Here is a 14406-nt window from a genome sequence, read left to right on the forward strand (position 1 = left end):
AAGTATCACACAAAAAAAGTTTAAAAAAAGCATAGCCTCTTTACAGAAGCTATGCCTTTTTATATTTATACTCAAATTAAAGTACTAACTTAAGTATATTTTAATCCTTCTTCCGACGCTTCTTCACACCTGCAAGTCCAATCATGCCGATTCCTGCAGCAGTTGCTCCTAGAATTGCTGCAGAAGTTTCTTCATTATTGTTCTCACCTGTTTGTGGAAGAGTGGATTTAGTATTGTAGTGTTTCTTACCATTCTTATCAACATAACCTACAATCTTACCATCTCTAATAATATTGCCATTTTCGTCAATAGTTTCACCATGAGGTCTTACAGCATTAGTGTAATCTTCATTTTGTGAGTGAGGACGAATATTGTTATTCCAATTATTATTTTCAGAATGTGGACGAATATTATTATCATATTTCGGCTTATTAGGCTTATTGTTAGATGGCTTAGGTGAAACCGGAGTTATTGGCTCTTCTGGCTCTTCATCTGGTGTATCAGGTTCATCTGGTTCTACTGGAGTTGTCTTCTTTGTGTAGACTACTTCAGTATCCTTTGTTGGATCATCTGGAGTTACTGTACTTTGACTTGGTGTATAACCTTCAATGATCGGAACATTTTCATCTGGTACTACCTTGGTTGGATCGTTTGGATCGTTCTTGTATTGTGGTGTTTCTGCTCCTGGGATTGGGTTATGATCTGGATCCACTGGAACGATCTTACCGATCTTGTGGTAAACAACTACTACATTTGCATTTGGATCATTTGGTGTTACTGTCTTGCCGCCTGCTGTCTTGATCTCTGCAACGTAGCCCTTGATTACTGGAACATTAACTGTACCGAATGTGTAGCTGTTTTCACTTGGTACTCCATCTGTGATTGTAAATGTGTGAGTTTGAACATCTGAATCTCTAAGTGGAGTGTTGTTATTGTCTCCATCTACAAAGGTGATTGTTTGCTTACCTACCACTGTAGTTACTGATGGTTCCGGTGTTGGAGTTACTGGAGTAACTGGTGTGCTTGGCTTAGTGTAGACTACTTCAGTATCCTTGCCAGGATCCTTTGGTGTTACCGAGTTTTGACTTGGTGTGTAGCCATCAATTGTTGGCACTGGTTCATCTGGTACTACCTTAGTTGGATCATTAGGGTCTGTTACATATGTTGGAGTTGGTACATTTGGAATCTTGTTTCCTTCTGGATCAACTGGAACGATCTTACCATTTTCTGTGTAAGTTACTGTAACTTCTGCCTTTAAGTTATCTGGGGTTACTGTCTTGCCACCTGCAACTCGCTTATCTGCATGGTATCCATCTACTACTGGTGTCTCCACTGTGCCAAATTCATGACTTGTTACATTCCATGATCCCTTATCAATAATTTCTCCAGTTACATTGTCAAAAGTGATCTCCTTAGTGAAGTCAAAGCTTTGAACATTATCCTTTGGAGTCTTCTTATCTGCTCCTGTGTAGTGGATTGTTTGTGTACCTGTCTTCTTCAAATTGTCTAATCCAGTTCCTTCTGGATACTTAGGTCCATCTGGATTATTTGGATCGATTGGATCACCTGGATGACCTGGTTTATCTGGAGTTACTGTAGTTGTTGTATGTTCTACATAAATAGTTACTACTTGTGAACCCTTGGTGATTTCTCCTGGGATTGTTACATCTGGGTTGATCACCTTGTAACCCTTGTTGGTCAAGTTGGTGATTACTTCATTCTTGTTGTAGTCAACCTTTTGACCTACTTCTTGTTCTCCTGAATCGTAACCATATTCTGGAATATCCTTGCCAGTTGTATTGTCATGGACCTTCACAATTACTTGTCCCTTATCTGCTGGGATTGGGGTGTAGATTACTGGAGTATCTTCACCAGGGTTATCTGGTGTTACTGTTGGTACTTCTGGTGTGTAACCTGGAATACTTGGTACTGGTTCATTTGGTGTTACCTTAGATGGGTTATTTGGATCTGTTGGGTAAGTTGGGTTATCAACGTTTGGAATCTTATTGCCATTTGGATCAACTGGAACAATATGACCATTTGGCTCGTAGCTTACTACAACTTTGTAACTGTCAGAGTCATGGTTCAAAGTTACGCTCTTGATTGAACTTGTGCCTTCGCCATCTTTACTGATAGAAGTTACGTGGTAGTTTTCAACGAATGGAACATTTTGACCAGATACTGTTTGGTCTGGGCTCCAAGTAAGTGGTGTTACCCACTTGCCTGTTACCTTGTCCATTACTCCTTGAGCGGTGAAGTGAACTGTTTGTTCTACTGGTGCATGAACTTCCTTACCATTGTTATCTACAAAAGTAATAGTTCTTGTGACATCCTTAGATACATCACCTGATTCACTTGGCCACTTAGGTCCATCTGGATCATTAGGGTTGATTGGTTCACCTGGCTTACCAGGGTTAGTTGGGTTTACTGGAACTGTATCATGTTCTACATAAATAGTTACTACTTGTGAACCCTTGGTGATTTCTCCTGGGATTGTTACATCTGGGTTGATCACCTTGTAACCCTTGTTGGTCAAGTTAGTGATTACTTCATTCTTGTTGTAGTCAACCTTTTGACCTACTTCTTGCTCTCCTGAATCGTAACCGTAATCTGGAATATCCTTGCCAGTTGTATTGTCATGGACCTTCACAATTACTTGTCCCTTATCTGCTGGGATTGGGGTGTAAATCACTGGAGTATCTTTACCAGGATTATCTGGTGTTACTGTTGGTACTTCTGGAGTATATCCAGGAATACTTGGTACTGGTTCATTTGGTGTAACTCTAGTTGGATCACTTGGATCAGTTGGGTATTGCGGAGTTGGTACATTTGGAATTTTGTTTCCATTTGGATCAACTGGAACAATATGACCATTTTCTGTATAAGTTACTGTATCTTCTGCAGTTAAGTTATCTGGAGTTACTGTCATACCACCTGCAACTCGCTTATCTGCATGGTAACCATCAACCACTGGTGTATCAACTCTATTGAATTCATGACTTGAAACATTCCAAGAACCATTATCAATAATCTTACCAGTTACATTGTCAAAAGTAATTTGTTTAGTAAATTCAAAGCTCTTAACATCATCCTTAGGAGTCTTATCACCTGCACCTGTGTAATGAACTGTTTGAGTAGCAGTTCTCTTCAAATCATTAAGGGCAGTTCCTTCTGGATATTTTGGTCCATCTGGATTATTTGGATCAATTGGATCTCCTGGATGTCCTGGTTTATCTGGAGTTACTGTAGTTGTTGTATGTTCTACATAAATTGTAATGTTTTGCGTACCTTTAGCTACTTCATCAGGAATTACTTCATTAGGATTCAATACTTTGTAACCCTTGTTAGTTAATTCTGCGATTACACTATTCTTATCATAGTTTACCTTAGTTCCTGCATCTACATTACCAGTAGTATATCTGTATTGGTCAAGATTTTCACCAGTGGTGTTGTCATGTACATAAACATTTACTACACCCTTATCAGCATCTGGCTTAGTATAAACTACTTCAGTATCCTTACCAGGATCGTTTGGAGTTACTGTTGGTACATTTGGATTGTAGCCTGGGATATTTGGCACTGGTTCATTTGGAACTACCTTAGTTGGATCACTTGGATCTGTTGGATATTGCGGTGTTGGTACATTTGGAATCTTGTTTCCTTCTGGATCAACTGGAACAATATGACCATTTTCTGTATAAGTTACAGTCTCTTCTACTTCTGGATTATCTACAGTAACAGTCTTGCCACCAGCAGTCTTCTTATCTGCATGGTAACCATCAACTACTGGAGTATCAACATTAGTGAAAGTATGACTATCTGGTGTCCAGCCATTATCCTTAACAATCTTACCAGTGACCTTGTCAATTACTAATTCATGATTGAAAGTAGTATTTTGAACATTATCCTTAGGAGTCTTGTCACCTGCACCTGTGTAATGAATAGTTTGTTTACCTTGCTTAATCAAACTATCCTCACCAGTATTTTCTGGCCACTTAGGTCCATCTGGATCATTTGGATTAATTGGTTCACCTGGTTTACCTGGATTGCTTGGGTTAACTGGTGTAGTACCGTGTTTAAGCACAACCTTGAAAATTTGTTTGTTACCATCAATATTGTCAAATGCGGCATCATCTGGGAAACCATTGTTTACCAAAACATAACCTTGATCAACTAACTTCTTAATTGTCTCAGCAGTTGAGTAATTAATCTTATCGCCTGGCTTACCAGTTAATTCTGGTGATTCAGTAATAATCTTATCGTTTTCATCTTGGTCAATATATTGAACGATAGCAATTTGATCCTTAGCTTCTGGAGTTTCATCCTTAGTGTATGGAACTGGAGTATCCTTTGTTGGATCTTCTGGAGTTACTGTTGGTACATTTGGTCTATAGCCTGGAACATTTGGTACTGGTTCATTTGGAACTACCTTAGTTGGATCATCTGGATCATTTTGGTAACTTGGAGTTGGTGCATCTGGAATATCATTACCATTTGGATCAACTGGAACAATCTTACCAATCTTATGGTAGGTAATAGTAATTTCAGCATTTGGATCTTCTGGAGTTACAGTCTTACCTTTAACAGTCTTAGAATCAGTTACATAACCAGTAATTACAGGTGCTGTTGCATCCTTATAAGTATGGCTATCTTCATTCCACTTACCAGTTACGCCATTTTTGATAAATTCAAAACTATCATTTACTTCATCTGGACGAAGTTGGTTGCCTTGATCATCAACATAGTGAACAACTTGAGTACCTGTTACCTTAGTATCATCCTTAGTGTAAACAACTGGAGTATCCTTTGTTGGATCTTCTGGAGTTACACTTGGTACATTTGGATTGTAACCAGGAATATTTGGAACGGGTTCATTTGGAGTTACCTTAGTTGGATCGTTTGGATCATTCTTATAAGGAACTTCTGGAACATTCTTAGATGGATCACTTGGATCTGGAACTGGATTACCATTTGGATCTTGTGGAACAATGTTACCTATCTTCTTGTAAATAACAGTATCTTCAAGATTTTCTTGAACTGCTTTGTCACCTTCAACATAAGTTGAAACAGCCTTACCATTCTTGGTCTTAGTCATTGCAACATAGCCTTCGATAACTGGAACATTAACATTCTTGTAAGTATCAATATTTGACTTCCAAGCTTCGTCTGGATTTAAAATTTCACCAGTTACCTTGTCAATGTTCAAAGTACGAGTCCAAGTTGAAGTTTGTACATTATCATCTGCAGCCTTAGTTCCATCTTCATATTGGAAATGAAGAGTAGAAGTATATTCCTTACTCAAGCCGTCCTTACCAGAATCTTTTGGCCACTTAGGTCCATCTGGATCATTTGGATTAATTGGTTCACCAGGTTTTCCTGGGTTTTCTGGAGTAACTGGAACAATACCATGCTTCAAGTGAACTTCAAAGTTGTTTACATCGCCCTTCTTAAAGACTTCTTTACCATCAGTAAAGTTACTTGAAACAAATTCATAACCTTTATCTTCATAACTCTTGATTGTACTTTGAGTTGTGTAGTTAATTGGGTCGCCAGCTTCACCCTTCAACGGATCAGTTTGTAAAGTAGTACCAGTAGTATCATCAATGTAAACTACTTTACCAGTTGCAGGATTCTTGTCTTTATCATAAACAACTGGAGTATCCTTGGTTGGATCTTCTGGTGTTACAGTTGGAACATTTGGAGTGTAACCTGGAATATCTGGAACTGGTTCATTTGGAACTACCTTAGTTGGATCATCAGGATCATTCTTGTAAGGAACTTCTGGAACGTTCTTAGATGGATCGCTTGGATCTGGAACTGGATTACCATTTGGATCTTGAGGAACAATATTACCAACCTTGTGGTAAACAATAGTAATTTCAGCATTTGGATTTTCTGGAGTTACTGTTTTACCTTCTACAGTCTTAGAACTAGTTACATAACCTTCGATTACTGGAGCAATTGCATCCTTATACTTGTAACTATCTTCATTCCACTTACCAGTTGCTCCATCTTTAGTAAACTCTACACGATCATTTACTTGATCTGGACGAAGCTTATTACCTTCACTATCTACATAGTGGACAGTTTGTTGACCTGATACTTGAGTATCATCCTTAATATAAGGAACTTCTACATCCTTAGATGGGTCTTGTGGATTAGGCTCAACTGGATCACCTGGTTTACCAGAATCTGGTTTATATCCTGGAACACTTGGCTTCTCACCATTATCAACCTTAGATGGGTCGTTAGGATCAGTTGGGAATTGTGGATGATCTTGTCCTGGAATTGGATCACCGGTAGTCTTATCAACTGGGATAATATGACCATTTGGTGCGTAAGTTACAACTACTGTGTAATCATTTGCATCATGATTTACTGTTGCACTATCAACATTTACATTATCCTTTGAATCCTTATCAACACTAATTACATGGTAGTTTTGAACTACTGGAGTCTTTTGAGAAGCAAAAGTTTGATCTTCTGACCAAGTAAGTGGCGTAATCCATTTTCCAGTTACCTTGTCTAAGACACCTTTAGCAGTGAAATGAACAGTTTCAGTAACTGGAGAACTTAATTCCTTACCTGTTTCATCAACATATTTAATAGTACGAGTTACATCCTTAGTTAAATCAGTAGCATTTGTACCATCTGGATACTTAGGGCCGTCTGGATCATTTGGATTAATTGGTTCATCTGGCTTACCTGGGTTTTGTGGATCAACAGGAACAATACCATGTTTCAAATGAACTTCAAAGTTGTTTACATCGCCTTCTTTGAAGACTTCTTTACCATCAGTAAAGTTACTTGAAACGAATTCATAACCTTTATCTTCATAATCCTTAATTGTATTTTGAGTTGTGTAGTTAATTGGGTCGCCAGCTTCACCCTTCAACGGATCAGTTTGTAAAGTAGTACCAGTAGTATCATCAATGTAAACTACTTTACCAGTTGCTGGTTTTTCATCTGGTGCGTAAGTTACGACTACTGTGTAATCACTGTCATCATGAGTAAGTGTTGCTTGAGCAACATTATTGCCATCAGCATCCTTATCAACATTAATTACGTGATAACCGTCAACAGTTGGTGAAGTTACAGCGTTAACCGTTTGATCCTTTGACCAAGTAAGTGGTGTAATCCATTCACCAGTTACTTTATCCAAGACACCACTTTGAGTAAATGTAGTCTTTTGTTCAACTGATGGAGCAACTTCTTTACCAGTATTATCAACATATTTAATAGTACGAGTTACATTCTTAGTTAAGTTAGTTGCACTTGTTCCTTCTGGATACTTAGGGCCATCTGGATCATTTGGATTAATTGGTTCATCTGGCTTACCTGGATTACTTGGGTTAACTGGAACAGTACCATGTTTTACATGGACTTCATAGCTACCACCATTCTTTGGCATTTTTCCATCAAGGCCAGCACTAGTAAAGTTATCGCTTACTAATTCATAACCTTCATTTTCAAGCTCAGTAATAGATGGTTGAGTAGTGTAGTTTAATTCACTACCTGGAGCACCAGTAATTGTCTTATCATAACTAGTTAATTCAGTATTAGTAGTATCATCATAATACTTAATTGTTATAGTTTGTTCAGCTGGTCCCTTCTTGTAAACAACTACAGTTTCATAATTTTCTGGTAAACCAGTAATTCCTTTATTCTTAAAGTCATCAGTTAATTGACCATTTTCAACCACACCTTCAGTTGGCATTTGGAACTTAGCAGTAACGCTAGAACCATTTGCACCAACAGTTACGCCAGGTGCATTAGTTGATTGAATAGTCGCAGTATAACCGTCAAGAACTGGAGAATCAACTGAAGAATATGGATTTTCTTTTGAAGTATTAACAGCGTTAGTAATTTCCCAACCGCTATCTTTTGAAACAGCATAGTTATTCTTAAGGAATTCAAGTGTTTCATCAGAATTATGAGTTGAAGCATATTCTTGCACTTTACTCAAAGTATCAGGAGTAAGATCTAAGTTAATTTGACGATCTAAATCAAGCTCTTGGGTTTTAACGATTGGATTTCCACTTGCATCAGTTACTGGAGTACCATCTTCATATACATATTTAATAATATTTTTATGAGTTCCAGTAGCTTCAGTAGTTGTTGTATGAGGGAACCAAATTTGATGACTAGCACGTTGAGTGGAAATACCGTAATATGGTGCATCCTTACCAGTCAATGGGGAACCATCGTAGTTATGAACTTGGTTAGCTCTAATTCCACCAGTGAGACCAATACCATTTATAGAAAGGTCTGGGTTAGCATTATTATTCCAAATATCTTGAGTTTGGAAACCACTCATTGGAATATCAACACCATTAACATTAAGCCAAAGTTGTTGAGAGCTATCTGATTTTATTTTTTGATAAACAACATAATCAGAGCCATTAATGCTAAACTCTCCTTTTCCTCCTCCAAATCCCATGTAGACTAAGTTAGAAGTCCATTTATTAGAAGTAGTATTAATATTGTCACCACCAACTGGCATCCAACCAGTAGTAGCACCACCATTAGAATAACGTTGTAAATTTACATAAAGTGGATCATTAATACTAATTCTACCGAATCCTTTATCTAGAGGGAATGAAATAAGTTCTGCATAAAAGTTAGTGTTATCGTCACGAATATCAATTGTTGCACCTTTTTTAGAAGTAAAGGCAGTATTACTATCTCTACTACGTGAATCAAGTGAAACAACGTCATCCCATGGATTATCACCACGACCTTCAAGAATTACACGGAAGGTTGCATACTCACCAATGGTAATATTACCATTCTCATTAACCCCAACATAGTTATAACCATCATAACTACCTGAAGTTCCAGTTTTGCCAACTGAGTGTAAGTAAAGCACTGAGTGATCAGATACATTAATGTTACTATTATTTGCTAAATCAAGCGCTACCCCACGACCCTTGTTTTCAAAGTGAATATTGGAGTACTCACCAGTAGTAAAGTTAGAATTATTACCTAAAATAATACCGTCACGACCAGTGAAGTTGAATGTAGTATGGTCTCCTAAAATAACGTTAGATGGTCCAGACTCTCGTGATTGTGATTTATATCCACCAAAACGGTCACTGTCAGTTACACTAGGACGACCTGCACCGATTGCAATAGCTTGTCCAATGCTTGTATTCATATTAACAACAGCATTACGACCAGTAAGGAAACTACCGCCCTTTTCCATAAATACACCAGCATTGTGGTAACGAGCACGATCAGTTGCACCATTAATATTGGTATTAATATTTAAAGTTGCATTATCATCAACTTTTACAGTTGAACCATCTGCTAAATTAATACCATCTCCTACAGCAGCACGCTTAATATTCAAAGTTGCGTCATTAAGGACTTCAACTCCAGAACCTTCAAAGTTGGCTTTACTATTACTATTTGCTCCAACATTTGAATTTACAGTTCCCTTAATCTGAGTTCTACCACTACCACCAACACTACCATTAATAGTAAGGTTATCTAAAGTTAAAACGGCATTATTTGAAATAGATCCAGAACCACCATTAAGAGTTAAAGTAGCACCATCCAAACCATGAATAATGAAGTTTTTAGAAAGGTTCAAATCACCAGTAAGATTAATGTTACCCTTTAAGTTAACACCTTGAACACTGCTATCCCAACTGTTAGCTGCATTAAGCAAGTCCATAGCATTATCAACAGTCTTGAAGTTCTTTTCAGCTTCGTTGATTTCATCGTTGGTTTTTTGTGCATTAGCATTATTAATTGCACCAGAAATTGCACTTCCTGCTTGACCAATACCACTAAGAATATCATCCCAGCTCACTAAGCTTGCGCCAAGTTGATTTTTCAAAGCAGCATTTGCCTTACCTAATTCACTAAGTTCTGCAGTATTTAATGTAGTAGTTCTAGCTGCAGTTTTAGCATCTGATTTATCATCTTTTGAATCAGTTGTAGTTGCTTTCTTATTAGCTTCATCAAGTTTAGCTTGTAAATCAGTATTAGTAGTATCTACTTTTTCAGCACCTTTAAGTGCAGCAGCATCAATATCGTTTGCTTTATTTTCAGTCTTATCTGCAGCTTTTTGACCATTTTGTGCAGCAGATTCGATTTTTTGAGCCTGAGCTTTTTCGTCAGCTTGGCTATTTGTTATTTCAGCTTTCTTATTCTCTGTATTTTCAGTTGCTTTCTCAATATGAGTTTGTGTGTTTTGAGTAGCTTCTGCTACTTTTTGATCAGCAACTTCTTCATTACTTTTTGTTGCTTGATCTACACTTTGATTAGTTTTATTTTGCTCATTAGTCTCAGTAGTTTGTGCATCATTACTTGCATCAACAACTACTTTATCAACTTTTTGAGTACTTACTACGGCACTTTCACTGTTTTGTGCCTTATCAGCTTCATTATTATCAGCCTTAGTATCAGCCTTAATAATATCAGCATTATTACCTAACCATAAACTAGTTCCAAGAAGGACAGACGCAGCTCCAACTGTCAACTTACGAATACCGAAGTGAGATTGACGTTCAGCAGTCTGAGCCATCTTTTGAACACGATTATTTTTAGAAACCATTGTTCAGCCTCCAAATTCCTAATTACTCATTTTCTTAAAATTTTTCCCAAAAATAAACAGCCACTCCCTAGTGGTTGCTTTTTTATCACCTCTATATAATAACATGTATTATTTAAAAATCAAGAATAAAATTACACCCGTTTTCACTTGTTTCTATTATATTTTTATAATTTCTATAAAAATATAATTATCTTTATCTTATGCTAATTTTTGATTAGAGTAAGACTTAAAGCATTTTCTATAAGCAAAACAATTAATAAATATGTACAAAATAGATATATGTATTTTATATACGTTTTGATTAAATAACAAATTTTGAACAATAAAAAACAGATTGCCTTTATAAACAACCTGTTTTTTATAAAATTTATTTAAAATGCAAATAAATTAAAGTGGAATTTTGGAAGCTGAAGTTTTGGAACTTTAATAGTAATGCTACCCCAAGATAGTTTTGGAAGTTGCAACCCAATCTTTTGATTAAAGTTGTTAAAATCATTCTTAATAGTTGCAACTTGTTTTTGAACACCATCTTGAACTTGTTTGATTACTTCCTGTGCTTTAGCATAAGCAGTCTTCAATGAAGCTGTTCCATAGTGAATTACATCTAACATAAGCTTACCAGCTTTACCATTAATTACATCAGTAACTAAAGTCTTAACGTTAGTATTTTTAATATTATCAATTAATTTTTGTGCGTTAGCTTTTTGACCATTTTCAAAGTTTGGAATTATATTCTTAAATTTATCTAACCAACTAGTACCATGATGTTGGCTAATACTTGAAGTTACGTTTTGAATGATACCTTGAATGCCACCTAAGTTAGCTACAAGTTTTTGACCGGCTGCTTCGCCTTCTTTCAAAACGCCATTCCAATTGCCGCGAATCATATCTTTAGCCATGTTTTGAACATTTGGATCTGAAACAATTGAGCCAAGTTGGCCAATAACTTGTTGCATTTGTGCTTGCGTCATTGATGGGATATTGAATTGCTTCAATTGCTTTTGCCAATCACTTCCAGCAAGCTTACCGGTTACGTTTTGAATAATACCTTGAATGCCACCTAAGTTAGCTACAAGTTTTTGACCGGCTGCTTCGCCTTCTTTCAAAACGCCGTTCCAATTACCACGGATCATGTCTTTAGCCATGTTTTGAACGTTTGGATCTGAAACGATTGAACCAAGTTGACCAATAACCTGTTGCATTTGTGCTTGCGTCATTGATGGGATATTGAATTGCTTCAATTGTTTTTGCCAATCATTTCCAGCAAGCTTACCGGTTACGTTTTGAATAATACCTTGAAAGCCACCTAAGTTAGCTACAAGTTTTTGACCGGCTGCTTCGCCTTCTCTCAAAACGCCGTTCCAATTGCCGCGAATCATGTTCTTAGCCATATTTTGAACATTTGGATCTGAAACGATTGAACCAAGTTGACCAATAACTTGTTGCATTTGCGCCTGAGTCATTGATGGGATATTGAATTGCTTCAATTGCTTTTGCCAATCACTTCCAGCAAGCTTACCAGTTACATTCTGGATAATACCTTGAATGCCACCTAAGTTAGCTACAAGTTTTTGACCGGCTGCTTCGCTTTCTTTCAAAACGCCGTTCCAATTGCCACGAATCATATCTTTAGCCATATTTTGAACATTTGGATCTGAAACAATTGAACCAAGTTGACCGATAACTTGTTGCATTTGTGCTTGCGTCATTGATGGGATATTGAATTGTTTCAGTTGCTTTTGCCAATCACTTCCAGCAAGCTTACCAGTTACATTCTGGATAATGCCTTGAATGCCACCTAAGTTAGCCACAAGTTTTTGACCGGCTGCTTCGCCTTCTTTCAAAACGCCGTTCCAATTACCACGAATCATGTTCTTAGCCATATTTTGAACGTTTGGATCTGAAACAATTGAACCAAGTTGACCAATAACTTGTTGCATTTGTGCTTGCGTCATTGATGGAATTTCAAAGTTTTCTAATCTAGCTCGAACTTCATTAGATGATGCAACAGTCTTATCTACACCATAAAGGTTCGCAATCTTCTTAGCATTCTTCTCATCAATTTGATTTGCTTGAATAGTATTTTTAATACTTGTTTGAAGTTTTATATTACCAACATTTGCAAGATTACTTTCAAGATCAGAATTTGTATTATTTTTAACACCTTTTAATGCAATCTTAGACAAGTCAAAATCTTGAGTATCTTCAGTTTTATCAACCTTAGCTTGTTGAGCTGATTGTTGAATAGAATTCAAACTATTAGTAATTGTGTTTGAACTATTATTTTGATTTTGAACATTGAGTTTACCATTTTGAACTTGAATTTGAGCAGCTGATTGAAGAGCATTCTTAGTTGCATCTGATAATTGAACAGAAGAATTATCTTGTACTGAAGAATTACTTTGAACCGGAGAAGCAACTTCTTGCTCTTTATTTACAATTGTTTCAGCAACTTGATTATTATTTTGCTTATTATCAGTTACTGATTTAGAAGAATTTGCCTCAATCTTGTTGTCTTTAACATTGCTCTTAATATTTGTAGAAGCTTCATTAGTTACTTCTGGTTTCTCAGTTTGTTGACTTTGAGCTTCTAAACTAGCTTCTTGCACTGTAGCCTCTTGGGATTTTTCATCATTTTTTTGCGTAGAAGCTTGCGTACTTTCAGAAGTATTATTAGAAGAATCAGTAGTTGACTTTTGAACATCTTCACTTTCTGATGGTTGCTCATTTTGTTGTGCAACTACTACAACCTTCTTAGCACTAGCTGCACCCGTTGAAGCAGCTACTTTCGCTTCTTGGCTAGCGCTATCTTGATGGTTATTATCGTCAATAGTATCTGCTTTAGCAGTATTAGCATTAGTACCTATCCATAAGGTAGTTCCTAAAAGAACTGAAGCGGCACCAATTGTTAATTTACGGATGCCAAAATGCTGTTGACGCTCTACTACTTGTTCTGATTTCTCTGTGTATTTGTTTTGTGAATTCATCTTTTAAATTCAGCCTCCGACCTTTTTAACTTCTCTAAAATCATTACACTTATATAATAACACGTATTATTAAATTTGGAAGTGTTTCCACTTTTAAATAACAAAAAAGGATAAAACACGTTCGTGTCTTATCCTTATTAGTTATTTTATAAAACTAATTTTGCTTTTTGCGCTTTTTAACTCCAGCAAGTCCTACCATGCTAAGAGCTGAAGCAATTCCACCTAAAGCTACTTGATTTAAATCAACTTTATCATTAGTACCAGTTTGTGGAAGTTTACTATTCACTTGCTTTACGTTTGGTGAATTTTTAACTAACTTACTACGCTTATTACTTAAGCTTAAACTATTAGTTTTATTACTTAGAGTTTCTGCATGTGGCTCCAAGTTTTTATTCCAGTTACCTGATACGACTTTAGCATTATTACTTTGAGCAGAAACAGGAGTACTATCTTCAGAAGCTTCTCCTGAATCTTCATCTGAAGAATCATCATTATCATCTGAATCATAGTTAGAATCTTCATCATTAGAATCATAACCTGAATCTTCACTATTAACATTAGAATCTGTTGATTTAGTTTCTTCAGTTTCATCAGTATTATTAGAATTCTCTTGAGAAGTTGAATTGGAATCTGATGGAGTAGCATTAGTTTCTGAAGAAGTAGTCTCAGATGGAGTAGAATCTGATACTGCAGGTTGAGTAGGTTGAATTGGATTTGGTGTAACAGTATTAGTTTCTGATGGAGTATTTGATGAATCAGGTTTATTATCATTTGATTTTGATGGACTTGGATTATCTGCCGGCTTATTGTCATCTGGTTTTGTTGGACTTGGATTGTCTGCTGGCTTATTGTCAT

Annotated in this window: 3 protein-coding genes; all 3 read right to left on the reverse strand. The window is 36.5% G+C overall.

Annotated features, from left to right (window positions below):
• Window positions 1–100 precede the first annotated feature (100 nt).
• Window positions 101–10564, reverse strand: coding sequence for a mucin-binding protein (locus ACTHPI_RS07460; protein WP_445353537.1), 10464 nt, complete (start codon window positions 10562–10564; stop codon window positions 101–103).
• A gap of 371 nt (window positions 10565–10935) precedes the next feature.
• Complete coding sequence (locus tag ACTHPI_RS07465; RefSeq protein ID WP_445353538.1) at window positions 10936–13551, reverse strand: YSIRK-type signal peptide-containing protein; 2616 nt, start codon at window positions 13549–13551, stop codon at window positions 10936–10938.
• Window positions 13552–13705: 154 nt separating this feature from the next.
• Window positions 13706–14406 (reverse strand): hypothetical protein (locus ACTHPI_RS07470; protein WP_445353539.1); only part of this gene is annotated, 701 nt, incomplete at its 5' end.

It is taken from the genome of Lactobacillus sp. PSON (assembly GCF_052615405.1).